Below are 23,860 nucleotides of genomic sequence, written 5' to 3' on the forward strand. Positions count from 1 at the left end.
CTTGGGCTCGCATCAACCGCGAGGCCGGGGTCGGGTCGCTCCACGTTCCGCGTCGTGAGCGCACCGGCCGCACAGCGGAGTAGCGTGAGGCGCACCCGATCCGAGACACCCGAGGAGACGCCCATGCTGGGACGCAAGACCTTCGAACAACGCGAGGTCGACCAGGCGAAGGCGATGATCGCCGCCCTCATCGCCGGACGGGCGACCCTCGCCGAGGCCGGAGCCGACCCCGCGGCGGTGGCCGTGGTCGACCCGGAGTTCTTCACCGGCCTGACGCTCGTCCTCGACCGACCCTTCGTCCACCGGGTGCGCTCGGTCCTCGGTCGAGGGCCGGGCGCTCTCAATGAGCTGGAACTCATCGTCGCATCGATCATCGAACACGAGCGGGTGTTCACGGTCGGTACCGTCCTGACGTACGCGGTGGAGGGCTCGTTCACCGGCCTCGTCCCCGACGAGACGATCCGGCTCGGTGCCGAGCAGTTCGAGCGCCTCGCCGTCGGCGTCTTCGCCGAGCTGGAGGAGCTGTTCGTCGTACCGGCGTGAGCTGCGTCGTCGGCCGCGAGCCTGCGCCGTGAGCCAGGCGGACGATGCCACGATCAGCTCGTGAGCTCATCGACACCAGGACCGATCATGGTTCGGCACGGCGCGAAACTCCGGCTGTCCGTCTCCGCCCTCATCGGCCTGGTCGTCGGCGTGGTCGCCGGTCTGCAGTGGTTCTGGGCGGGTGCGATCCTCGCCGGTTGGGGTGCCACCTGCGTGGTCTTCGTCGGATCGCTCTGGGTGAGGATCTGGCGGATGGGCCCGGACCGGACGCGGGAGCACGCGACATCCGAGGAGCCGGGGCGGACGACGAGCGAGGTGCTCATCGTGCTCGCGAGTGTCGGGAGCCTCGTGGCGCTGAGCGTCGTCATCCTCCAGGCGCGGGCGTCGTCCGGCGTCGAGCAGGGCGTGCTCGCGGGCTTCGCCGTGCTGAGCGTGGCACTCTCCTGGGCGCTCATCCACACGATCTACACGCTGCGGTACGCGCGCATGTACTTCGCGGCACCGGAGGGCGGGATCGACTTCAACCAGGAGGAGGCTCCGCAGTACAGCGACTTCGCCTACCTCGCCTTCGACCTCGGGATGACCTACCAGGTGTCCGACACGACGCTCCGCACGAGCGAGCTGCGGCGCACGGTGCTGAAGCACACGCTGCTCTCGTACCTCTTCGGTTCCGTGATCCTCGCGACCGTGATCAACCTCGTCGCCGGGCTGTAGCGACTGGCCCGTCGACGGGCCGGGACAGGGGCCCCGGAACGACGACTGCGCAGCCCGGCGGACCGGACTGCGCAGCAGGGTGGAGCGAGCGGGCTACTCCTGGACGATGACGAGGTCGGCGATGGGGCGACGCTCGCGCGGAGCGCTCTCGCGGTCGCGGAGCATGCCTTCCGGCAGCAGCTCGGGCTCGCCGAGTTCGCCGAGGGCCGTGACGGTGAAGGGCAGCAGGCCGTCCGGCAGGGAGAATGCCTCGCGGAGGCCATCGGCGGAGAAGCCGGCCATCTGGTGGGCGAAGAGCCCGTCGCTGTGGGCCTGGACGCTCAGGTGCGCCATGGCCTGGCCGAGGTCGTAGATCGCCCACGGGCGCTCCTTGCCCTCGTCGTCGAGGGTCTCGGCGACGGCGACGACGAGCGCGCCCGCCTGGGCGGCCCACCCGCGGTTGAACGGCACCAGCTGCTCGGCGATCTTGTCGAACGTCTCCGTGCCCTTCGTGCCGACGATGAACCGCCAGGGCTGGCTGTTGTTGGCGCTCGGCGACCACCGTGCGGCTTCGAGCGCGGAGGCCAGCTTCGCCGCGTCGACAGGCTCGCTGACGAAGGCGCGGGGGCTCCAGCGGTCGGCGAGGACGTCGAGGATGGGGGCATCGGTCTGGGCGGTGCGGGTCACGATGGACATGGATCTCCAAAGGGGGACGGGGAATGGAACAGGGTCGGCGTCTCCATTGACGATGGATGCAACTGCATGGATCCGCGGGCTATTCCCCGGCCTGCTCGATTCGGGCGGCGTTCACGATCTCGGCGATCCGGTGCGGGGCCGACTCGTCCTGGAGCGACGTGGTGTCGCCGAGCGGGCGGCGGTCGACGATGTCGCCGAGGAGGCGGCGCATGATCTTGCCCGACCTCGTCTTCGGGAGGTCGGGGACGACGAAGACGTCGCGCGGTTTCGCGATCGGCCCGATCTCGTTCGCCACATGCGCGCGGAGCGCCGCCTCCAGGCTCGCGGAACGCCCCAGCCAGTACGCCTCCTCGTCGGCCTCGGGCCCGTGCGAACGTGAGGACGGGATGACGAAGGCCGCGATCGCACTGCCGGTGATCGGGTCGTGCACCCCGACCACGCCGGCCTCGCCGACGTGCGGGTGCGAGACGAGGGCCGACTCGATCTCGATGGTCGACAGCCGGTGGCCCGATACGTTGATGACGTCGTCGACCCGGCCGAGCACCCAGATGTCGCCGTCGGCGTCCCACTTCGCGCCGTCACCGGAGAAGAAGTAGCCCTGCTTCCAGTACGTCGCCCAGTAGGAGTCGCGGTACCGCTCCGGGTTGCCCCAGACGGTGCGCGCGATCGAGGGTCCGAACCGGCTCACGACGAGGTACCCGCCGGAACCGTAGGGCACCGTCTCACCTGCTTCGTCGACGACGAGCGCTTCCAGGCCCGGCAGGGCGCGACTTCCTGAGCCCGGCTTGATGATGGTCGCGCCGGGTAGCGGCGCGATGACGGCCGACCCCGTCTCCGACTGCCACCAGGTGTCGATGACGGGGGCCTCACCGCGCCCGATGCGCTCGCGGAACCACATCCAGGCCTCGGGGTTGATCGCCTCGCCGACGGTGCCGAGGAGCCGGATGCTCGAGAGGTCGTGCTCCGGGGGCGGGCCCTCCGGGAACCAGGTCATGAGGGTCCGAATGAGCGTCGGGGCCGTGTAGTACGTCGTCACCCCGTACCGCTCGATGATCTCGAAGTGCCTCGCCTGATGCGGGGTGTTCGGTGTGCCCTCATAGATGACCTGGGTGAGGCCGTTGGAGAGGGGCCCGTAGATCTCGTAGGTGTGCGCCGTGACCCAGGCGAGGTCGGCCGTGCACCAGTGGACGTCGTCTTCCTTGGCGTCGAAGACCGCCCAGTGGGTCCAGGAAGCCTGGGTGAGGTACCCGCCTGAGGTGTGGACGAGGCCCTTCGGCTTCCCCGTCGTGCCGCTCGTGTAGATGATGAACAGCGGGGTCTCGGCGTCGAAGGCCTGGGCCTCATGGGTGTCGGCGGCGACGCCGACCGTGTCATGCCACCAGACGTCGCGCCCGGGCGTCCATGGCACGTTCGGGGTCTCCTCGCCCGTCCGCGCCACCACGACGACGTGCTCCACCGACGGGACGCCGTCGACGGCCGCGTCGGCGTTCTGCTTCACCGGCACCGCAGCACCGCGACGGTACTGGCCGTCGGTGGTGATGAGGAGCTTCGCCTCCGTGTCCTCGACGCGGAACCGCAGCGCCTCCGCCGAGAACCCGCCGAAGACGAGCGAGTGGATGGCACCGATACGGGCGACCGCGAGCGTCGCGATGACCGTCTCCGGGATCACGGGGAGGTAGATGACGACGCGGTCGCCCTGCCCGATGCCGAGTTCCGTGAGGGCGTTCGCCGCCTTCGCGACCTCGCGCTGCAACTCGGCGTAGGTGATCGAGCGGCGGTCGCCCGGTTCGCCCTCGAAGTGCAGCGCGACCTTGTCGCCCCGCCCGGCGTCGACGTGTCGGTCGACGCAGTTGACCGCGACGTTGAGCGTGCCCCCGGCGAACCAGGTCGCGGCGGGGACGGTGAGTTCCGGCGAGGGGTCGTCGGGATCGGAGCCGTCGACCGGGCGCGCAGGCTCCCAGGTGTGCGCCGTCTCCCAGGGGGTGACCCAGTCGAGTCGGCGTGCCTGTTCCTCCCAGAACGCGACGGGGTCGGCCGCGGCACGCGCCCACTCGCCCGGGCCGACGTTCGCCTCACGCGCGATGTCGGCGGGCGGCGCGTAACTGCGGGTCTCGGCGAGCAGGTTCGCGATGGTCGCGGAGGCCGCGGCGGACGTCGATCCATCAGTGGGAGGCATGTTCCAACGCTACGGGGGCCGCACCGACCGTTGCCATCCGGCGGTCATCCGGCGTCATGCTCGGCCACCCCCGGGGCGCTGTGGAGGAGGGTCGGGAGTAGCCTCGGAACGCCGCCTTCCAGGGCGGCGACCGTCGACGAGCGGCGCTCCGCCGCGTCACGAGAAGGGAACGACATGGCCACCGTCATCCAGTATCGGGAGCTCGGATCCGCAGACGTCCTCGAGACCGTCGAGGTTCCGACCCCGCACGCCGGTCCGGGCGAACTCGTCATCGAGGTCCGCGCCGCCGGGGTGAACCCCGTCGATTGGAAGCTCCGCAGCGGCATCCGCGGCGGCGAGCTGACCGGGACGCGCCGAGTCGGGAGCGACGGTTCCGGCGTGGTCGCCGAGGTCGGCGAAGGGGTCGAGGGATGGTCGGTGGGCGACGAGGTCGTCATCACGAACGCCTCAGGGACCTACGCGACGCACGTCGTGGTGACGCCGCAGCAGATCATCGCCAAGCCGGCGGGCGTCTGCTTCGAGGAGGCGGCGGCGATCGGCATCCCGGTGAGCACGGCGTATCAGGCCCTGCGCTCGCTCGGGGTGACCGAGGGGACGACCCTCCTCATCCACGGCGGCTCAGGCGCAGTCGGGCACGCGGCCGTGCAGTTCGCCGTGGCATTGGGCGCGACGGTCGTGGCGACGGCCAGCGAGCGGAACCACGGGCGTCTGCGCGAACTCGGAGCCGTCCCGGTCGCCTACGGACCGGGCCTGGTCGAGCGCGTCCGCGAGGTCGCGCCGCAGGGCATCGACCGCGTGCTGGACGCCGTCGGGACCGACGAAGCGCTCGACACCTCCTTCGAGCTCGTCGACGACCGCCGGAACATCGGGACGATCGTGGTCGGTGCGAAGGCGGCAGAGCTCGGGATCCAGGCGTGGTCCGGCGGCAATCCGCTGCCGCTCACCGAGCAGGAGCAGGCGTGGCGTGCCGAGGCGATCCCGGCCGTCGCCGAGCTCGCCACGGCCGGATCGGACGGTCACCGACGGTTCAGCTTCGAGCTCGGCACGATCCGGCCGCTGGCCGAGGCCGCCGAGGCGCACCGCGAGAGCGAGACGGGGCACCCGAGCGGGAAGCTGATCCTCGTCCCCTGACGACGAGCTGACCGCGGCCCCTCGACATGCCAGGGGACCGAGGTCGGCGACCTCCTACTCGGGGCCCTCGCCGTTGTCGTCGCCGACCGGCGCGTGGTCCGCGAGGTCGTCGGCGTCGTCGAGGTCCTCCAGCGAGGCCTCGGTGTCGTCGGCTCCGTCGAGTCCGGCGTCGCCGACCACGTCGTCCCCGCCGACGCCGTCGCCGGCGTTGCTCAGGCCGCCGTCACCGGGGGCCGCGTCGTCGCCCGAGCGGTCGAACGCGTCGCCGTCTGGGACGACGCCGCCGACGGAACTGTCGGTCGCGTCCTCGCCGGGCACGTGTGCCTGAGCGCCGGGTCCACCGTGCGCGAGCGCGTCGCGCTGCGCATCTGCTGCTGCTGCATCCATGGGATCGGTCATGTGGGCAGCCTAGGCATCCCCTGCTCCCACCGCTCGGGCTTGGCCGACGGCGCTCGGACGCCTATCCTCTGCGCTGCTCGCCGAGCTCCGGCGCCGTGCCGTCGTCCTGCAGTTCGGAATCGTCGTCGGCGTCGTCGATGTCGTCCGCGAGCTCGTCGTCGCCGGGGCCGACGCGGGTGTCGTCGAAGGGGTCGAAGGCGTGGTCGTCCGTCGGACGGTCGATCGGGACCTCGTCGCCCGTGTCGTCCAGATCGGATCCGTCGTGTCCGTCGGGGGTGGCGTCCTGCGCGTCGGTGACGAGCGGGCCGTCGGTGCCGTCGGGGACGGTCGCGCCGCCGTCGTCGATCGGTTCGCCGAGGAGGGGAGCGCCCGTGCCCTGGCTGATCGGCTCCTCGCGGGCGCTGGTGGGGTCGTCTGGTCCATGCGTCGTGTCGGTCATGCCCGCCAGCGTAGGTCGGTGCATCGGGCGCCGTGCAGGGCTGGTGTGCTCCGGCCGACCGATCTATCCTGTCCGCGCGGGAGCGTGAGACCTCCCGAGGGACCGAGGAGCGAGGGGAGACGCCGATGACCTGGAGCTGGTTCGACGCCGGTGACTCGTTCATCGCCCGCGAGGTCCTGCAGCGAGGGGTCGCCGCCATCTTCCTCGTCGCATTCGTGTCGACGGCGAACCAGTTCCCAGCGTTGCTCGGCGAACGCGGGCTGCTGCCGATCCCGTCCTTCCTCCGCCGCATCCGGTTCCGCCAGTCGCCGAGTCTCTTCCACTGGCATTACTCCGACCGGCTGCTGCTGGTGGTCGCCTGGGGCGGGGCACTCGTCGCCGCGACCCTCGTCGTCGGCCTGCCGCAGCTCGGACCGCCCTGGCTGCCCATGCTGGCGTTCCTGCTCCTCTGGGCGGGGTACCTCTCGATCGTGAACGTCGGACAGACGTTCACCTCGTTCGGCTGGGAGACGCTCCTGCTCGAGGCCGGGTTCATCGTCGCCTTCCTCGGCTCCGGTGCGGTGGCGCCGCCGGTCCCGGTGCTGCTCTTCCTCTGCTGGCTCGTCTTCCGGCTGGAGTTCGGTGCTGGGATGATCAAGATCCGCGGCGGGCGGGAGTGGCGCGACCTGACGGCGATGGAGTTCCACCACGAGACGCAGCCGATGCCCGGCCCGTTCAGTTGGCACGCGCACCGGCTGCCCCGCTGGGCGCACCGCGTGGAGGTCGTCGGCAACCACGTCGTGCAGCTCGGGGTGCCGTGGTTCCTGTTCGCGCCGCAACCGGTCGCCTCGGTGGCGGCAGGTCTCGTCATCCTCAGCCAGCTCTGGCTCATCGTCACCGGCAACTTCGCCTGGCTGAACTGGATCACCGTCGTCCTCGCGTTCGCCGCGGTCGACGACCGGAGCTTCCGTGCGGTCCTGCCCTGGCTGCCGCCACCCGATGGGGCGGCGACGCCGGAGCCCGGATCGTCGCCGCTCTGGTGGGTGCTCCTCGTCACCGCCGTGACCGCCGGGCTCCTCCTCCTCAGCATCCGTCCGTTGGTCAACCTCTTCTCGCGCCGACAGCTGATGAACGCGAGCTTCAACCGCTACCACCTCGTCAACGCCTACGGCGCGTTCGGCACGGTGACGAAGGTCCGCCGAGAGCTGATCGTGGAGGGCACCGACGCCGCCGACCCGGACGAGGAGACCGGGTGGCGCGAGTACGGGTTCCGCGGCAAACCGGGCGACCCCCTGCGTCGCCCGCCGCAGTTCGCGCCGTACCATCTCCGACTCGACTGGCTGCTGTGGTTCCTGGCGCTCGGCGTCCGCGACACCGCCTGGTTCGAGCGGTACCTCGAACGCCTCCTGCAGGGTGACCGGGCGGCCCTCGCGTTGCTCCGTGACGACCCGTTCCCCGACGGGCCGCCCAGGTGGATCCGGGTGACGGTCTGGCGGTACCGGTTCACGACGCGACGGGAACGCCGCGAGACCGGGGCGTGGTGGGTGCGGACGCGCCTCGGGGTGCTGGTGGAGCCGATGACCCTCGGGGAGTGAGCGCGCCGTTCGGCGTCAGCGGCCGCTGTGCTCCGCGATGATCGCCTTGATGCGGTCGACGTCGGCCGGCACGATCTCGAACCGCTGCTCCAGGCCCTCGATGCCCTCGAACGCCGCCGGGCGTTCCGGCTCCTCGCCGAGCGCCTCGCGGACGATCTCGGCGAACTTCGCGGGCAGCGCGGTCTCGAGGACGAGCATCGGGACACCCTCCCGCAGGTGACGTCGGGCGACCGTGACGCCGTCCGCGGTGTGCGGATCGATCGTGACGCCGTAGCGCTCGTGCACGTCGCGGATCGTCGCGACCCGGTCGGCGTGCGTGCTGCGGCCGGAGACGAACCCGAACTCGCTGATGCGCTCGAACTCGGGCGTGCCGGAGAGGTCGAACCCGCCCTCCTCGTCGAGCGCACGGAACAACTCGCCGAGTCGCGAGGCGTCCTGTCCGACGAGGTCGTAGAGGAAGCGCTCGAAGTTCGACGCCTTCGAGATGTCCATGCTCGGGCTCGAGGTGTGGTGCGTCTCGGCCGCGGACCGCGGGCGGTACACGCCGGTGCGGAAGAACTCGTCGAGCACGTCGTTCTCGTTGGTGGCGACGACGAGCTGGTCGATCGGCAGCCCCATCGAGCGCGCGATGTGGCCCGCGCAGACGTTCCCGAAGTTGCCGGACGGCACCGAGAACGACACCTTCTGGCCAGGACCGTCGGTGGCGAGCAGCCAGCCGTGCACGTAGTACACGACCTGGGCGACGACGCGGGCCCAGTTGATCGAGTTGACGGTGCCGACGGCGTGGAGCGCCTTGAACGGGGCGTCCTTCGAGACGGCCTTCACGATGTCCTGGCAGTCGTCGAAGTTGCCCTCGACGGCGAGGTTCACGATGTTGTCGTCCTGGAGGCTGAACATCTGCGCGCGCTGGAAGCTGCTCATGCGGCCGTGCGGGCTCAGCATGATGACCCGGATGCCCGTCTTGCCGCGCATGGCGTGCTCGGCTGCGCTGCCCGTGTCGCCGGAGGTCGCGCCGAGGATGTTCAGCTCGTCGCCGCTCTTCGCGAGCGTGTACTCGAAGAGGTTGCCGAGGAGCTGCATCGCCATGTCCTTGAAGGCGAGCGTCGGGCCGTTGGACAGACCGAGGAGCCGGAGTTCGGTGCCGCCCTCTTCACCGAGGGTGCGCAGCGGGGTGATCAGCGAAGCGTCGTCGCCCTGACGACCGTTCGAGTAGACCTCGGCGGTGTAGGTGCGGCGCGTGATGTCCTGGAGGTCGGCGGCCGGGATGTCGTCCGCGAACTTCGACAGCACCGCGAAGGCGAGGTCGGCGTAGGAGAGCTCGCGCCACGACTCGAGCTCCTCGGCCGTCAGCTGCGGGTACTCCGCCGGCAGGTAGAGCCCGCCGTCGGGTGCGAGCCCGCCGAGGAGGATGTCCGAGAAGTGCTGGGGCAGGTCGTGTCCCCGCGTCGACTGATAGTGCATGACCGTCTCTCTCATCCGGATGGAAGCCCGACCACCAACCTTGCCACATCGGGGTTGGGTGCGCGTGGGCGGGTGTCACGCAGGAGCTAGGCGCGCGCGAGTTCGTCTCGGATCGCGGCGACGAACGCGTCGATGTCCGCTTCGGTGGTGTCGAACGAGCACATCCACCGCACCTCGCCCTTCGCGGCGTCCCAGTCGTAGAACCGGAACCGTTCGCGCAGGCGGTCCGGCACCCCGGCCGGCAGGGTCGCGAAGACCGCGTTCGCCTGGGTCGGCTGGCTGAACCCGAGACCGGGTGCCTCGCCGGCTTCGATGAGGGCCTCGAGCGAGGAGCGCAGGCGAGCCGCCATCGCGTTCGCGTGGGAGGCCGAGCGCAGCCACAGGCCGTCGCCGCCGTCCGCCGCCGGTTCGAGCAGGGCGATGAGCTGCGCGGCTCCGAAGCGCATCTTCGACGCCAACTGCATGTTGAGCTTGCGCAGGTAGATCAAGCCCTCCGACGCCGAGGGCTCGAGGACGACGATGGCCTCGCCGAACATGAGTCCGTTCTTCGTGCCGCCGAACGACAGCACGTCGACGCCGGCATCGGTGGTGAACGCCCGCAGCGGCACCCCCAGGGCTGCCGCGGCGTTGGCGATGCGAGCGCCGTCGAGGTGCAGCTTCATGCCGTGCCCGTGGGCGTGGTCGGCGATGGCCCGGATCTCCTCCGGCGTGTACAGCGTGCCGAGCTCGCTCGTCTGGGTGATGGAGACGACGAGGGGCTGCGCGCGGTGCTCGTCGCCCCAGCCCCAGGCTTCGCGGTCGATCAGCTCAGGCGTGAGCTTGCCGTCCGGAGCCTCGACCGTGAGGAGCTTGATGCCGCCGACCCGCTCGGGTGCGCCGCCCTCGTCGGAGTTGATGTGCGCGGTCGTCGCCGAGATGACGGCTCCCCAGCGCGGGAGCATGGACTGCAGACCGACGACGTTCGCACCCGTGCCGTTGAAGACGGGGAACACGGCGACGTCGCGACCGAAGTGGTCGGCGAACACCTCGTGGAGGCGACGGGTGTAGTCGTCCTCGCCGTACGCGATCTGGTGGCCACCGTTGGCCGCAGCGAGGGCCTCGAGGATCTCGGGGTGGACCCCGGAGTAGTTGTCGGAGGCGAAGCCGCGGATGGAGGAGTCATGCAAGGAGTCGGTCACTGATCCATCCTCGCGCATGCCACACGCAGGTTCCGTGCGTCGCGGGCAGACTTCCTGCGTGCTCGACCCGGTGTCGTCGGTCTCCCCAACTCAGGAGTGTTCCGGCGTGGCGGCCGGTGCGCGTGGCCGTCACGCCGCGACACGCCAGGACCTTCCTGAGTTAGGGGACTGGAGACGGGTCAGTCGGCTGCGTGACGCGGACCGTCGGAGGAGGGGACGACTTCCTCGGGGACGGCGTCGATCGCGGCGTCGACGTCGGCGTGCGCACCCGGCTCGGGTTCGGCGTCCGGCGTCTCCTGGGCGAGCGCGTGCTCGTACGCGAGGGCGTGCACGGCGATCGAGGACGCGACGGCGGCCTCCTCGTCGTCGCCCACGGTCGGGATCGAGCTCGAGGCGGCGTTCGCGGCGGCCTGCTCGGGCGTCAACCGCGCGTCCTGGTCCTCCTCGTCCTCATCCACGAGGTCGAGCACGATGGGCTCGTCGCCGTAGATGTCGCCGACCGGGTCGCCCGCGAGCGGGGCGGGCGCGGGGAGGCGCTGCTCCGCGTCGAGGAACTGCTTCGCCTCGAAGGCGCCGGGGTTGAAGACCTCGTCGATCCCGCCGAGCCCGCTCATGCCTTGAGCGCTTCCGAGATCTTGACGCGTCCACCCATTTTGAGCAGCGAGTTCTCGTAGATCCGCGAACCGACGAGGATGACGAGCGCCGCGGAGACCGCGAGGATCAGGAGCGACAGGATCGGCTCCCACCACTGCGCCGAACCCACGAACAGGCGGACGGGCATACCGACGGCAGCCGAGAACGGCACGTAGGACATGATCGTCATGATCAGCGGATTGTCATTGAAGAGGATGACGGCGAAGTACGGGATCATGATCAGCATCGTAATCGGCGTGGTGGTCGATCCGATGTCCTCCTGCCGCGAGACGAGCGATCCGGCGGCCGCGAACAGCGCGGCGAGCAGGATGAAGCCGAGGATGAAGAACACCACGAACCAGACGACCGGGGTCCCGAGGCCCGCGAGGAGCTCGCTCTGACCCGTCACCGTCAGCCCGATCACCGACAACGCCGCGATCGCGAGGATCTGCCCGAACGCCAGGATGCTGTTGCCGAGTACCTTGCCGGCCAGCAGGGCCTTCACCGGGATCGCGGACATGAGGATCTCGACGACGCGCGTCTGCTTCTCCTCCACGACGCTCTGCGCGATCGACGCACCGAAGGTCGTGGCCGACACGAAGAACACGAGTCCGAAGCCGAGCGACACGATGTAGAGCAGGAAGCCCGCCGACCCGTCGCTGTCGGGGTCGAGGATCGTGACCTCGGGCTGGACGCTCATCTGGGAGACGAGCGCCGGGTCCGCCTCGGTCGCGAAGATCAGCTCGAAGCCGGTGGCGTTGCTGTCGCTCGGGACGATCGCCGCCTCGACGTCGCCGTCCTTCACGAGCTGCTCGGCGGCTGCGGCGTCCGGCACGCCGGTGATGTCGAACTTCCCGGCGGCACCCTCGGTGAGTCCGCCGCCCGGGCTCCCCACGACCGCGACCTTCATCGCCTCGGACGCCGTGTTCTTCGCCATGAAGCCGCCGACGACGATGCCGGCGAGGATCACGAGGAGCAGGATGCCCGTCGAGATGAGGAAGGTCTTGCTCCGGAGGCGCATCTTCACCTCGCGCTCGGCGACGAGGCCGATGCTCTGGACGAGGGTCGGTGAGGCGGGACCGTTGTGACGGCGTCCGCTCGGCTGGGTCGGCGTGTGCGTTGCGGTGCTCACTGGATGACCTCCTTGAAGATCTGGGCGAGGGTGGGACGGAGGGGGGCGAAGCTCGTGACGTCGCCGTGGGTGAGCGCCTCGCGGAGGACGGCTTGGGCCGCAGCAGCGTCCTCCGCGTCGAAGAGCGCGTAGCCGCCGTCGAAGTCGACGACGGTGATGCCCGGTCGTTCGCGGAGCCAGCCGGTGTCCGCCGTGGTGAGGAGTTCGTAACGGTTGCCGGCGTGCGCCTCGCGGAGGGTGTCGCGTGAGCCCGAGGCCCGGATGGTGCCGGACGCGATGATCACGAGGTCGTCGCAGAGTCGCTCGACGATGTCGAGCTGGTGGCTCGAGAACAGCACGGGGGCTCCACCCGAGGCGACCTCGCTGAGCACGCCGACGACGACGTCGACCGCCATCGGGTCGAGACCGGAGAACGGCTCGTCGAGGACGAGGACCTCGGGGTCGTGGACGAGCGCCGCCGCGATCTGCGCGCGCTGCTGGTTGCCGAGCGACAGGCTCTCGAGGGTGTCGTTCCGGCGCTCGCCGAGGCCGAGCCGCTCGAGCAGTTCGCCGGCGTTCCGCTTCGCGGCGTGCGCGGTGAAGCCGTGCAGCCGCGCCAGGTACACGAGTTGCTCCTCGACGCGCATCTTCGGGTAGAGGCCGCGCTCCTCGGGCATGTAGCCGAAGCGACGGCGGTCCTCGGGGGTCAGGGCGGTGCCGTCGAGGGTCACCGTGCCGGCGTTGGCCGTGAGGACCCCGAGGAGGATGCGCATGGTGGTCGTCTTGCCGGCCCCGTTGCCGCCGACGAAGCCCGTCATGCGTCCGGGAGCGACCTGGAAACTGACGTCGTCGAGCACCTTCCGTTCGCCGTACGACTTGTCGATGTGGCTGAGTTCGAGCATCGGCCGCCTCCAGTGAGCGTGTGTCCGGCGGGGGCCGGGGCGGGGGTCTCCCCGTCTGCTCATCACGCTACGGCCGTCCCGCATGCACCGGCATCCCCCGCGGGGCGGGTTGACGCGACGACGCCCGGCGTCCCCCGTCCGTCTGACGGGGGAGACCGGGCGTCTCGAGTGGCCTGATCAGGCGGGACGCGACTCCGGGGAGACGGTCTTCGCCGGGTCGGTCTCGGCGACCGACGCGACGGCCTCGTCGATCCGGGCGATCACCGAGTCGTCGAGCTTCACGCCGGCAGCGGCGGCGTTGGCCGTGACCTGCTCCGGGCGTGAGGCGCCGACGATCGCTCCCGCGATGTTGTCGTTGTGGAGGACCCACGCGAGCGCCAGCTGCGCCATCGTGAGGTCGAGCTCCTCGGCGATCGGCTTGAGCTGCTGGACCGCGGTCAGCACCTCGTCGTCGAGGAAGCGCTTGATCGTGTCGGCTCCGCCCTTCTCATCCGTCGCGCGGCTGCCCTGCGGCAGTTCGGCACCCGGGAGGTACTTGCCGCTGAGGACGCCCTGCGCCACCGGCGACCAGACGATCTGCGAGATGCCGAGCTCGCGGGAGGTCGGGACGACCTCCTCCTCGATGACGCGCCACAGCATCGAGTACTGCGGCTGGTTCGAGATGAGCTGGAAGCCCAGCTCCTTCGAGAGCGCGTGGCCGGCGCGGAGCTGCTCCGCGTTCCACTCGCTGACACCGATGTAGAGGGCCTTGCCGGCACGCACGACGTCGGCGAAGGCCTGCATCGTCTCCTCGAGCGGCGTCTCGCTGTCGTAGCGGTGCGCCTGGTAGAGGTCGACGTAGTCGGTGCCGAGGCGCGTGAGCGACCCGTCGATCGACTCCATGATGTGCTTGCGGGACAGGCCCACGTCGTTGTGTCCCTTGGGGCCGGTGGGCCAGTAGACCTTCGTGAAGATCTCCAGGCTCGCGCGTCGTTCGTCCTTGAGAGCGTCGCCCAGCACCTGCTCGGCCGCCGTGTTCGCGTACGCGTCCGCGGTGTCGAAGGTGGTGATGCCCGCGTCGAGGGCGGCCCGGACGCTCGCCGTCGCGACGTCGTTCTCCACCTGTGAGGCGTGGGTCAGCCAGTTGCCGAAGATGATCTCTGAGATCTTGAGTCCGCTGTTGCCGAGGTATCGAAATTCCATGGTCGTCACGGTACTCCTCCGGCCGGTTCGGGGGACGGGGTTGCGCCGAGGCGGAGCGAACCCTCAGCTGCGCGGTGCGGCGAGCCCGTGCTCGTAGATGTAGATGACCGCCTGGATGCGGTCGCGGAGGGCGAGTTTCTGCAACACCTTCGAGACGTGCGACTTCACGGTCGCCTCACCGACGAAGAGGGTCGTCGCGATCTCCTGGTTGGACAGACCCTGGGCCACCAGGTGCAGGACCTCGCGCTCGCGCTCCGTCAGCTGCTCGTAGTCGGAACCGGTCGTGCGGACGGTCGGGGTCGGTGCCTGACCGGCAGCGGGATCGGGGGCCGCCGCGGTCTGCCGGGTGAAGCCCTCGATGACCCGACGGGTGACCGCGGGGGACAGCAGCGCCTCGCCGTCGGCGATCACCCGCACCGCCGCCACGAGCTCCTCCGGCGACGAGTTCTTCAGCAGGAACCCGCTCGCGCCGGCCAAGAGTGCTTCGGCCAGGTAGTCGTCGCGATCGAAGGTGGTGAGGATGAGGACCGCGGCGTGCACCTCGGCGTCGGCCACGATCCGACGGGTGGCCTCGAGGCCGTCCATGCCGGGCATCTGCACGTCCATGCAGATGACGTCGGGCGCGAGGGTCGTCGCGAGTGCCACCGCCTCGGAACCGTTCGACGCCTCGCCGACGATCTCGATCCCCGGTTGTGAGCCGAGGATGATGCGGAACCCCGCGCGGAGGAGTTCCTGGTCGTCGACAAGGAGGATACGGGTGGGGTGCTCGGTCATGCGGGGTCCTCCGTCATCGGGGTCGAGGGGCGGGCTGCTGCGGACGACAGTGCCCTGGTGTCGTCCCGTGCGGGGTCGACCGGTTCCATCGCCTGGTCGCCGGATCGCCCGAGCGGGATGGCCGCGCGGACGAGGAAGCCGCCCCGGGCGCGGGCGCCGACCTCCAGGACGCCGCCGGAGGACGCGACGCGCTCGCGCATGCCGATGAGCCCGAGCCCGCCACGTCTGGCCACCGCGGGCACGGTGCCCGTGTTCGTCACCTCGAGCTCCACGGCGTCGGTCAGGTAGCGGAGCCGAACCTCCGCCGTGGCTTCGGTACCACCGTACTTCCGGGCGTTCGTCAACGCCTCCTGCGCGATCCGGTACAGGTTGAAGGAGACCACCGCCGGAATGGGGACCGGATCGCCGATGCGCTCGAACCGGGTCGGCAGGCCGTTCGCGCTCGACTCGTCGGCGAGCTGACCGAGCCGGCCGACGCCCACCGTCGATGGTCCGTCCTCCTGGTTCGTTTCGCCGTCCGCTCGCAGGGTGCCGAGCATCTTCCGCAGTTCGTCGATCGCGCTCCGGGCACCGAGCTCGACGTTCGTGAGGGCGTCGCGCGCGGCCGCGGGGTTCACATCCAGCACGGTGCGCGCCGCCCCAGCCTGCACGCCCATCACGGAGACGTGGTGGGCGACGACGTCGTGCAGTTCACGCGCGATCCGCACCCGCTCCAGCGCGACCGCCTGCCGGGCCGACCGCGCGCGCTCCTGCTCGAGCTCGATCGTCCGCGCTTCGAGCACCGCCCGCTCCCGCGCGGACTGGTAGGCGCGCTCGCCGAAGAAGTAGGCGCCGCCGAAGTACAGGATGTTCGTGAGGATCTGGATGAGGAGGAACGCGACGAGCGGCGAGAAGAGGCCGACCCGGGACAGGTTCGGGAGGGCGTCGGGGTCGGTGGCCTGGATGAACATGGCGACGAGTAGCCAGGTGAACATGGCGAAGATGATGAGCACCCGGACGAGCGCCGCTCTGCGTCGGTCCGACACCCAGGCGCCGACCGTGTAGATGGCCATGAACAGGGCGATGTTCGTGAACAGCACCTCGGGGACGAGCACCGTGCCGCCGATGATGAACATGACCCCGACGATGACCGACACGGTGCAGGGGGCGCGGCGACGGAAGGCGAGGGGCGTGGTGATGCCGATCGCCCAGAGCACCGACGCCCACATCGGCGCGGGCTCGGGATAGAAGCCGGCGATCGTGTAGAGCGTGAGGCTGAGGAGGGTGCCGACGCCGAGCGCGATGGCGAGGACGATGTCGGAACGGAGTTCTGCGGTGGTTGCCGCCGGTCGCCGCCACTCGGCGTCGTACGGGTCGACCGGGCGTGACTCGTGCTGCTCGGCGGCGGTGGCGCTCATGCCGTCAACGCTAGCGCGGCGCCTGTCAGGCGGCATCCGTCGTTCGGCGGAGGGCGATGCCACGGAGGCGGACGCGGACGTTCCTCTTGAAGTTCCTGGCTTCATTTCATGATTCTGAAGCCAGAAGCTTCATTCTCAGAGAGTGAAGATATAGCCTTCACTCATGAATCCGTCCCTCGCCGTGATCGTCGACATCTCGAGATCGAAGGAACACAAGGACCGCGTCGTGCTGCAGCGGACCGTCGAACGCGCGCTCGCGCAGGCGGGTGAACACGTCGCGGCCAGCCAGCCGTTCGTCCCCACGGTCGGCGACGAGTTCCAGGCGGTCTTCCCAGATCTCCCCGCAGCGCTCCTGGCGTCGTTGCTGGTGCGCCTCGAACTGCCCGCCGGTGTGGACTGTCGCTTCGGCCTGGGGTTCGGCGAGGTCAGGGAGATCGGCGCCGGGCTGCGCGTCCCCCTGCAGGACGGACCCGGATGGTGGGCCGCGCGCGCGGCGATCGACCGGGCCCGCGCCCACGAGTACGCCAGGTTGAACGAGCTCAGGACCTGGTTCGCCGTGGGTGGCACGCACGCCGACGCGCCGGACGAGGCGTTGGTCAACGCCTACCTCCTCGGACGCGATCACCTCGTGGGCACGATGTCGGACCGCGGCCGTAGGCTCCTGCTCGGGAAGTTGTCGGGACGGACGCAACGCGAGCTGGCCGAGCGCGAAGGCGTGTCGGACTCCGCGGTGTCCCAGACCGTGCGGGCGCAGGGCGTGCTGGCCGTCTTCGAAGGACAACGGTTGATGACGGAGGTCCTCGGATGATGGTGGTCGCCACCCTGTTGATCGCCGTCGGTGCCTCGGACGTCGCGCGGCTCGTGCTCGGCGCGGCCCTCGGCTGGCGACGGGATCGACTGCTCGGCACCGCCGTCGGCGTCGTACTCGGCGCGGCCGTCGCCCTGGGGGTCGGGATCGGCGCCTGGGTGGCCGTGCTGCTGTTCGTCACCGTCTGGCAATTCGCCACCCGCCCCGGACGACACCGCGCGGCGGCGGCCGTCGTCGGACTGCTCGGGCTGCTGGTCGTCACCGTCTTGGGCCTCGGCTCGCTGCAGCCGTCACCGACGGGGCCGTTGGTCACCTGGTACGACGCCCTGCCCTACGCCGGCCTGGCGACCGTGCCGCCGGAGGTCGCGGCGATCGTGGCCGGCTCCACCCTCTTCCTCATCGAATCGGCGAACGTGGTCGTCCGACTGGCGCTGGCTCCGCTCACCGCGAAGGAGGCGACGGCGGAGGAACGGCGTGCCGACGACGGCGCCGTCCTGTTCCGCAGCCCCGACGACGTCCTCGAGCTCCCCCTGCCCGGCGGACGACTCATCGGACCGCTGGAGCGCATCCTCATCCTCGCGCTCGCCCTGGCCGGGCAGTTCACGGCGATCGGCGCGGTCGTCGCGGCGAAGGGCATCATCCGTTTCCCGGAGATCTCGAAGGACTCCGCCGGAGGCTCCAAGGCCGAATTCTTCATCGTCGGCAGCCTTGCCAGCTGGGTGCTCGTCGGTGGGGCTGTGGCGCTCACCGGCCTGGGCGCAGCCTGAAGCCCGGAGCGCCCCGCAGGGTGCGGCTGCTCCGGGCTCCTCCGCGGCATGGTCGGGTCAGGCCGCGGAGCGCCCCGTGATGCCGGCCGTCGAAGCGATGACCTCGGTCATCTTCTTGCCGAGCGCCTCGTAGAACATCGACAGCGGGAACTCGTCGTCGAGGACCGCATCGGTCAGCCCGCGCGGCGGACCGCTGAGGATCTCGTCGGACAGCCCTCGTGCCCAGTTCGACGCGGGGTGCGGGGTCAGTGTGGTGCGGACGAGGTCGTACGCCGCGAGCCAGTGGGCCGTCTTCGGGCGGTCGATCGAGCGCCAGTACAACTCGTCGATGCTCTCCCCGAGCTGGACGACCACGTCCGGGACCTCGTCCCAGTCGATGGTCAGGCGGGTGTCGGTCCAGTGCAGCACGCCGCGCTGGTGCATCCACGCGAAGAGCAGTTGACCGCCCAGTCCGTCATAATTGCGGACCCGCGAGCCCGTGATCGCGAAGCGGAAGATGCGGTCGAAGATGATCGCGTACTGGACGAGCTTCGTGTGCCCGAGGATGGCCGCATCGGCGGGCTCGAGCGTCTCCGTCTCGGAGCGGAGCGTCAGGGACCGCTCCAGCTGCACGGACTCGCGGAAGGCCGTGAGGTCGCAGCGCAGTTCCTCGAGGGAGTAGAGGAAGAACGGCATCCGCTGCTTGATCATGAACGGGTCGAAGGGCAGGTCGCCGCGCATGTGCGTGCGGTCGTGGATGAGGTCCCACATGACGAAGGTCTCTTCCGCCAGCTGCTGGTCGTCGAGGAGGGAGGCGGCGTCGGCCGGGAGGTCGAGCTTGGTGATCTCGGCCGCGGCACGGACGACGCGTCGGTAGCGCGCGGCCTCACGGTCCTGGAAGATCGCACCCCAGGTGAACGCGGGGATCGCGCGCATGGCGACCGTCTCGGGGAACAGGACTGCGGAGTTCGTGTCGTAGCCGGGAGTGAAGTCGAGGAAGCGGATGGGGACGAACAGGGCGTTCGTGTAGTCGCCCGCTTCGAGCGCGGCGATGAACTCCGGCCAGATGACCTCGACGAGCACCGCCTCGAGGTGGCGGTCGGGGGAGCCGTTCTGCGTGACCATCGGGAACACGACGAGATGACGGAGGCCGTCCACCCGGTGCTGCTCCGGGTGGAAGGCGACGAGGGAGTCGAGGAAGTCCGGGACGCCGAACCCGTCTCGTGCCCAGCGCTCGAGGTCGGTGACGAGGGCCTCGAGGTACCCGGCGTCGTGGGGGAAGCGTGGGGCCAGGGTCGTGACGCTCGCGACGATCGTCGCGATGTGCGCTTCGGCCGCGGCGTGGTCGCCCACCTCGGGGATGGATCCGTCCTTCGCCTGGACGGCCTGCACGGCGGTCGCGGCGGCCTTGAGCTTCACCCAGGCCGGGTCCGCGGCGAGTGAGGCCGCGTCTTCGACGACCTCCGGCTCTCCGACGATGCTCTTCGTGTGGGTGGTGGCGACGTTCGACATGGTGAACCTCCTGACCGCTGCGCAGAATGCCGCCTCACCGGGTGGGAGGCGATCTCTTCGAGCGTACGGGCGGAGCAGGCGGTGGTTTCTTGCGTCGAGAGCGACTTCGCTGCAACATCCGGGCATTCGCGCCGCGGACGTGCGGCAGGCGTCGGTTATCCCCAGCGGCGCTTGATCCAGCGGTCGAACACGCCCACCAGGGCGTCGGTGAGGGCACCGAGCAGGGCGAGCACGATGATGACGAAGAAGATCCGGTCGACGCGGCCGTTGTTCTGCGAGTCGACGAGGCGGAAGCCGAGGCCCATCGACGACGCGATGAGTTCAGCGGCCACGAGGAACAGCCACGACTGCGCGAGTGCGAGACGCAGCCCCGAGACCACCGAGGGGGTCACCGCCGGCAGCTGGACGGTGCGGAAGAGCGCGACCCCGTTCAGCCCGAACGCGCGGCCGGCCTCGACCAGCTGCCGGTCGACATGACGGAGGGCGGCCGACACCGTCGTGTAGACCGGGAAGAAGGCGCCGATCGCGATGAGGGTGATCTTCGACTCCTCGCCGATCTTCAGCCACAGGATGAGTAGCGGCACCCAGGCGAGCGACGGGACGGCGCGGATAGCGGCGAACGTCGTCGACAGCAGGATGTCGCCGAGGCGGGAGAGCCCCACGACCGCGCCGAGGACGAGTCCGAGCACAGCGCCGATGAGGAAGCCGATGAGGACCCGCTGCACCGAGATGGCGACGTCCTGCTGCAGCCAGCCGCGTTGCGCGAGGTCGACGCCCGCGGTCCACACCTCGGCGGGCGCCGGGAGCTGCGAGGCGGGCACGAGGCCGAGTGCCGTGACGAGCTGCCAGGCCACGAGGATGAGCACCGGGACCAGGAGGCCGCCGAGGACGACGACGATCCTGCGGGACCCGAGGACGGCACGCGCCTCGCGGCCGGACCGGGTGGCCTGGGCGCCCGCGAGCGCTGCGGTCGGGGTGCCGAGGCCGGGTTGGTCGCTCACGGGTTCCTTTCGGGACGGGGTCGTGGCCCTTCGACAGGCTCAGGGACCGGGGGTTGGCTCAGGGACCGGGGGTTGGCTCAGGGACCGGGGGTTGGTTCAGGGACCAGGATGTGGCGCAAGGACCGAGGGCTACTTCGCGCCGATGGCGGAGGGATCGGCGCCCTTGACGAAGCTCGGGTCGAAGAGGTCCGCCAGGGCGTCGTCAACCTTGTCCTGCGAGGAGACGTCTCCGGACTCCACGAAGATCGGCCCGATGATCGACAGCACCTGCTCCTGCGCTTTCCCCGGGGTCGGGTCGACGTCGAGGTTGGAGCGTTCCGTGATCACCTTCGTCGCGACCGCGAGGTCGAGTCCGGCGGCGTCGGCGAGGATCTGGGCCGTCTCGTCGGGGTTCGACGCGGCCCACTCACGGGCGTGCTCGTAGGCGTTCACGACGGTCTGGGCGACGTCGGGTCGCTCGTCGATGAAGGACTCCGTCGCGGCGAGGATGCCGTAGCTGTTGAAGTCGACGTTGCGGTAGATGAGCTTCGCACCCGCCTCCTCGGCACCGGCCATGATCGGGTCGAGCCCCGCCCAGGCGTCGACGGAGCCGTTCTGCAGGGCGGCCCAGCCGTCGGCGTGCTGGAGGTTCTCGATCGTGACGTCGGAGGCCGAGAGCCCGGCCTCCTCGAGGGCCTGGAGGAGGAAGAAGTACGGGTCGGTGCCCTTCGTGGCGGCGACCTTCCTGCCCTTGAGCTCGGAGACGTCGGTGATCGGGGAGCCCGCGCCGACGACGATCGCGGACCACTCCGGCTGGGAGAACACGTCGATCGCCCGGATGGCGGAGCCGTTCGCGCGGTTCAGGAGCGCCGCCGAACCAGCCGTGGAGCCGACGTCGATCGCGTCGGCCCTGAGCGCCTCGTTGGCCTTGTTCGAACCGGCCGACTGCACCCAGTTGACGGTGATGTCCTGCTCGTCGAGTGCGTCTTCGAGCCAGCCCTGGTCCTTGATGATGAGCGAGAGCGGGTTGTAGGTCGCGAAGTCGATGTTGAGCGTGCCGCCCTCGGTGACGCCGGCGGAGCTGTCGCCGACGGCTGCCGGGGCGTTCTCGCCGGCGACGCAGCCGCTGAGGAGGAGCGCCGCGGTCGCGGTGGCGGCGACGAGCGCGATGCGTCCGGCTCGGGAGGCGGTGAAACGGCGTCGAATGGGCATGCGGTGGTCCTTGCTGTGGATCGGTGCGCGATGGGGTGGTGCCGGGTGGGGGCTGCCCGGGTCAGTACGGGAAGTGCGGGATGGACGGCAGTCGCTGATCGCCGCGGGCCAGGCCGTGGCGGTCGATGCCGAGTCCGTCGAGCAGGCGTCCGCGCAGTTCGGCGAGTTCCGCCGAGCCTCGGTCGCGTGGTCGGTTGCCGGGGACGGTCACGGTCTGCGCGATGGTCGACCCGGGTTTCCCCGGCTCGCGTCCCAGGAGGATGACCCGGTCGGCGAGCTGGAGGGCCTCGTCGACGTCGTGCGTCACGAGGAGGATGGTGGTGGGTGCTGCGAGGTGGATCGAGAGCAGGAGGTCCTGCATCTTCAGCCGGGTGAGGGCGTCGAGGGCGCCGAACGGCTCGTCGAGGAGGAGGACGCCGGGGCGCCGGGCGAGTGCCCGGGCGAGTGAGGCGCGCTGGGCCATGCCGCCGGAGACCTCGCGGGGCCGGTGCTCGGCGAAGTCGGCGAGGCCGACGAGCTCCAGGAGTCCGGCCACGCGCTCACGCCCCTCCGCCGAAGGCGTCCGCTTCGGAAGTCCGAGCGCGACGTTGGCCGCGATGGTGCGCCAGGGCAGGAGTCGCGGTTCCTGGAAGCCGAACGCCATGCGGGGGTCGATGCCGGCGACGGGGGTGCCGTCGATGAGCACGGAGCCTGCGGTGGGGTGGTCGAGGCCGGCGGCGATCCGCAGCAGGGTCGACTTGCCGCAGCCGCTCGTCCCGAGGATGGCGACGACTTCGCCGGCCTGGGCGGTGACGGTGACGTCGCGGAGCACCGGACGTGGGTCGGCGGATGCGGTGCCGGGGCCGTTCGCGAAGGCGCGTCCGACGGCCTCGAAGGCCACCGCCGAGGCGCGGGTCTCCCCGGCTGCGGCTCCGGATCCCGCCGCACGGGCGGCGGTGGAGCGGCTGCCGGCGAGCGGGCTGCGGGCGGCGTTCGTCATGGGTCGATGGCTCCAGGGGTGGGGTGCCCGCCATGCTACGGGAGCCCGTCCGGCCCCTCTCGGCCGCTGCAACAGGGCGTCACATTCGCGCGCGCCCGTGACACCCTGGACCGCCTGGAGTCTGCGCCGACTACCAGCGCGCGACCTGCGAGACCGCGACGTCGAGGATCGCGACGGCTTCGTCGCGGTTGACCCTCGCGAGCAGGAGGGCGCTCACCGAGAGCGAGGTGAGCTGGCGTGCCTCGGCGGCGAGTTCGGCCGCATCCGCGTCGGGCCGTGCGCGGGCGAGCGCGTCCGAGACCGCCGCGGTGAGCTCGGCCCGGTAGCCGTCGACGACCTCGCGCAGGGCGTCGTCGTGGGCAGCGAGGCCCGCCGCGCTGTTGAGGAGGAGGCAGCCGCGGCGGGGGGAGTCGTCCGGCAGGGTCGCGATCACGTGCTGCACCCCGGAGAAGTAGGCGGCCAGTCCGGCGCGCCCGTCGTCCGCCCGGGCGAGGACGGCGAGCCGAGGTCGGATGACCGTGTCGAGGTAGTCCTGGACGGCGGCGTCGAAGAGTCCGCGCTTGCTCTCGAAGGCGTGGTACAGGCTCGATCGACGCAGTCCGGTGGCGGCCTCGAGATCGGCGAGTGAGGTCGCCTCGAATCCGTGATCCCAGAACACGTCACGCGCCGCCTGCACGACGGCGACCGTGTCGAACTCCTGTGTGCGTCCCATGGACGACCTCCTCGTGGCTCGGCCGTCCGCGATGCGGACGGGGTTGTGGACCGAGCGTTCTACTATTATAGTAGACCTATCGGTACAGAAGTCCCTCACCCTGAGCGACTCGATCCCGACCTCTCGGAAGGCCCGTCCATGCTCGTCGTCAGTCTCGTCCTCGTCGGCATCGCCGCGCTCGTGCACGTCTACATCTTCATCCTCGAGTCCCTGCGCTGGACCGAGCCCTCCACCCGCAAGACCTTCGGCACCTCAGAGCTGGAGGCCGAGACGACGCGGGGGATGGCCTACAACCAGGGCTTCTACAACCTCTTCCTCGCCATCGGCACCATCGTCGGCATCGTGTTCCTCATCACCGGCTCGACCGGGATCGGCGCAGCCCTCGTCTTCGCCTCCGCCGGTTCGATGCTGCTGGCCTCGCTCGTCCTCATCACCTCCGACCGCACGAAGGCCCGTCCGGCCGTCGTCCAGGGCCTGCCCCCGCTGCTCGGTCTCATCGCGCTCGTCATCGCCCTCGCCGTCTGACCCCGGTCCGAGCGACCGCGTCGCCCACCGGCGACACCCCGTCCGCAACCCGACGTCGTGCTGCGAGCTCCAACCGAATCACCGCACCAAGGAAAGG

24 protein-coding genes are annotated in these 23,860 nt (G+C 70.3%); 7 read left to right on the top strand and 17 right to left on the bottom strand.

What is annotated here, in order from left to right; all coding sequences use genetic code 11:
* The first annotated feature begins 123 nt into the window (after window positions 1-123).
* Entirely contained in the window at window positions 124-543 is a 420-nt protein-coding gene (locus ITJ57_RS04375) for a hypothetical protein (protein ID WP_194669020.1), read from the top strand.
* A gap of 87 nt (window positions 544-630) precedes the next feature.
* Window positions 631-1,257 (top strand): DUF1345 domain-containing protein, encoded by a 627-nt coding sequence (locus tag ITJ57_RS04380; RefSeq protein WP_194669021.1) that lies wholly within the window; start codon window positions 631-633, stop codon window positions 1,255-1,257.
* A gap of 93 nt (window positions 1,258-1,350) precedes the next feature.
* Here ITJ57_RS04380 and ITJ57_RS04385 read toward each other — a convergent pair whose 3' ends face one another.
* Both ITJ57_RS04385 and acs read right to left on the bottom strand, forming a co-directional pair.
* Window positions 1,351-1,932 (bottom strand): nitroreductase family protein, encoded by a 582-nt coding sequence (locus ITJ57_RS04385; protein WP_056008984.1) that lies wholly within the window; start codon window positions 1,930-1,932, stop codon window positions 1,351-1,353.
* Window positions 1,933-2,011: 79 nt separating this feature from the next.
* Window positions 2,012-4,108 carry an acetate--CoA ligase gene (gene acs, locus ITJ57_RS04390; RefSeq protein WP_194669022.1) on the bottom strand — a complete coding sequence of 699 codons (2,097 nt, stop codon included), beginning with the start codon at window positions 4,106-4,108 and terminating at the stop codon, window positions 2,012-2,014.
* A gap of 174 nt (window positions 4,109-4,282) precedes the next feature.
* Here acs and ITJ57_RS04395 point away from each other — a divergent pair, with 174 nt between their 5' ends.
* Complete coding sequence (locus ITJ57_RS04395; protein WP_194669023.1) at window positions 4,283-5,239, top strand: NADP-dependent oxidoreductase; 957 nt, start codon at window positions 4,283-4,285, stop codon at window positions 5,237-5,239.
* A gap of 54 nt (window positions 5,240-5,293) precedes the next feature.
* Here the strand turns inward: ITJ57_RS04395 and ITJ57_RS04400 are convergent, their stop codons facing one another.
* Together ITJ57_RS04400 and ITJ57_RS04405 are read right to left on the bottom strand one after the other, a co-directional pair.
* Window positions 5,294-5,638, bottom strand: a complete 345-nt coding sequence (locus ITJ57_RS04400) for a hypothetical protein (protein WP_194669024.1) — start codon at window positions 5,636-5,638, stop codon at window positions 5,294-5,296.
* 61 nt (window positions 5,639-5,699) lie between these two features.
* Window positions 5,700-6,077: a hypothetical protein gene (locus tag ITJ57_RS04405; protein ID WP_194669025.1), complete on the bottom strand. Its 378-nt coding sequence runs from the start codon at window positions 6,075-6,077 to the stop codon at window positions 5,700-5,702.
* A 125-nt stretch (window positions 6,078-6,202) separates the two neighbouring features.
* On the opposite strand from ITJ57_RS04405, the gene ITJ57_RS04410 reads away from it, so the two are divergent.
* On the top strand, window positions 6,203-7,651 hold the full coding sequence (locus tag ITJ57_RS04410) for a lipase maturation factor family protein (RefSeq protein ID WP_194669026.1): 1,449 nt from the start codon (window positions 6,203-6,205) through the stop codon (window positions 7,649-7,651).
* Window positions 7,652-7,666: 15 nt separating this feature from the next.
* Here the strand turns inward: ITJ57_RS04410 and thrC are convergent, their stop codons facing one another.
* From thrC to ITJ57_RS04450, 8 genes are all read right to left on the bottom strand, one after another.
* A complete protein-coding gene (gene thrC / locus ITJ57_RS04415) occupies window positions 7,667-9,112 on the bottom strand; it encodes a threonine synthase (RefSeq protein ID WP_194669027.1) in 1,446 nt (481 codons plus the stop codon).
* 86 nt (window positions 9,113-9,198) lie between these two features.
* The gene (locus ITJ57_RS04420) at window positions 9,199-10,308 is read right to left on the bottom strand and encodes a low specificity L-threonine aldolase (protein ID WP_194669028.1); all 1,110 of its coding nucleotides are present in this window, start codon (window positions 10,306-10,308) and stop codon (window positions 9,199-9,201) included.
* Window positions 10,309-10,469: 161 nt separating this feature from the next.
* Entirely contained in the window at window positions 10,470-10,904 is a 435-nt protein-coding gene (locus ITJ57_RS04425) for a hypothetical protein (protein ID WP_194669029.1), read from the bottom strand.
* Window positions 10,901-12,055, bottom strand: coding sequence for an ABC transporter permease (locus ITJ57_RS04430; RefSeq protein ID WP_370582191.1), 1,155 nt, complete (start codon window positions 12,053-12,055; stop codon window positions 10,901-10,903). The genes ITJ57_RS04425 and ITJ57_RS04430 overlap by 4 nt, the downstream gene beginning before the upstream one ends.
* Window positions 12,052-12,936, bottom strand: coding sequence for an ABC transporter ATP-binding protein (locus ITJ57_RS04435; RefSeq protein ID WP_194669030.1), 885 nt, complete (start codon window positions 12,934-12,936; stop codon window positions 12,052-12,054). Before ITJ57_RS04435 ends, ITJ57_RS04430 begins: the two co-directional genes overlap by 4 nt.
* Before the next feature lie 177 nt (window positions 12,937-13,113).
* Window positions 13,114-14,118, bottom strand: coding sequence for an aldo/keto reductase family protein (locus ITJ57_RS04440; RefSeq protein WP_056008965.1), 1,005 nt, complete (start codon window positions 14,116-14,118; stop codon window positions 13,114-13,116).
* A gap of 63 nt (window positions 14,119-14,181) precedes the next feature.
* Window positions 14,182-14,892: a response regulator transcription factor gene (locus ITJ57_RS04445; protein ID WP_194669031.1), complete on the bottom strand. Its 711-nt coding sequence runs from the start codon at window positions 14,890-14,892 to the stop codon at window positions 14,182-14,184.
* The gene (locus ITJ57_RS04450; RefSeq protein ID WP_228506477.1) at window positions 14,889-16,289 is read right to left on the bottom strand and encodes a sensor histidine kinase; all 1,401 of its coding nucleotides are present in this window, start codon (window positions 16,287-16,289) and stop codon (window positions 14,889-14,891) included. Before ITJ57_RS04450 ends, ITJ57_RS04445 begins: the two co-directional genes overlap by 4 nt.
* Before the next feature lie 163 nt (window positions 16,290-16,452).
* On the opposite strand from ITJ57_RS04450, the gene ITJ57_RS04455 reads away from it, so the two are divergent.
* Both ITJ57_RS04455 and ITJ57_RS04460 read left to right on the top strand, forming a co-directional pair.
* On the top strand, window positions 16,453-17,097 hold the full coding sequence (locus tag ITJ57_RS04455) for a SatD family protein (protein ID WP_194669033.1): 645 nt from the start codon (window positions 16,453-16,455) through the stop codon (window positions 17,095-17,097).
* Window positions 17,094-17,864, top strand: a complete 771-nt coding sequence (locus tag ITJ57_RS04460) for a hypothetical protein (protein ID WP_194669034.1) — start codon at window positions 17,094-17,096, stop codon at window positions 17,862-17,864. The genes ITJ57_RS04455 and ITJ57_RS04460 overlap by 4 nt, the downstream gene beginning before the upstream one ends.
* A gap of 57 nt (window positions 17,865-17,921) precedes the next feature.
* On the opposite strand, the gene ITJ57_RS04465 is transcribed toward ITJ57_RS04460, so the two are convergent.
* The 5 genes from ITJ57_RS04465 to ITJ57_RS04485 form a co-directional block, all read right to left on the bottom strand.
* Window positions 17,922-19,355: a DUF6421 family protein gene (locus ITJ57_RS04465; RefSeq protein ID WP_194669035.1), complete on the bottom strand. Its 1,434-nt coding sequence runs from the start codon at window positions 19,353-19,355 to the stop codon at window positions 17,922-17,924.
* Between the two features lie 155 nt (window positions 19,356-19,510).
* The gene (locus ITJ57_RS04470; RefSeq protein ID WP_194669036.1) at window positions 19,511-20,356 is read right to left on the bottom strand and encodes an ABC transporter permease; all 846 of its coding nucleotides are present in this window, start codon (window positions 20,354-20,356) and stop codon (window positions 19,511-19,513) included.
* 129 nt (window positions 20,357-20,485) lie between these two features.
* Entirely contained in the window at window positions 20,486-21,547 is a 1,062-nt protein-coding gene (locus ITJ57_RS04475; RefSeq protein WP_194669037.1) for an aliphatic sulfonate ABC transporter substrate-binding protein, read from the bottom strand.
* 61 nt (window positions 21,548-21,608) lie between these two features.
* Window positions 21,609-22,526 (bottom strand): ABC transporter ATP-binding protein, encoded by a 918-nt coding sequence (locus ITJ57_RS04480; protein WP_194669038.1) that lies wholly within the window; start codon window positions 22,524-22,526, stop codon window positions 21,609-21,611.
* Between the two features lie 130 nt (window positions 22,527-22,656).
* Window positions 22,657-23,238 carry a TetR/AcrR family transcriptional regulator gene (locus ITJ57_RS04485; RefSeq protein ID WP_194669039.1) on the bottom strand — a complete coding sequence of 194 codons (582 nt, stop codon included), beginning with the start codon at window positions 23,236-23,238 and terminating at the stop codon, window positions 22,657-22,659.
* A gap of 138 nt (window positions 23,239-23,376) precedes the next feature.
* Here ITJ57_RS04485 and ITJ57_RS04490 point away from each other — a divergent pair, with 138 nt between their 5' ends.
* Complete coding sequence (locus ITJ57_RS04490; protein WP_194669040.1) at window positions 23,377-23,763, top strand: DUF1304 domain-containing protein; 387 nt, start codon at window positions 23,377-23,379, stop codon at window positions 23,761-23,763.
* The last annotated feature ends 97 nt before the right edge of the window (window positions 23,764-23,860 follow it).

The sequence above is a fragment of the Plantibacter sp. VKM Ac-2880 genome (assembly GCF_015351235.1).
Taxonomy (GTDB): domain Bacteria; phylum Actinomycetota; class Actinomycetes; order Actinomycetales; family Microbacteriaceae; genus Plantibacter.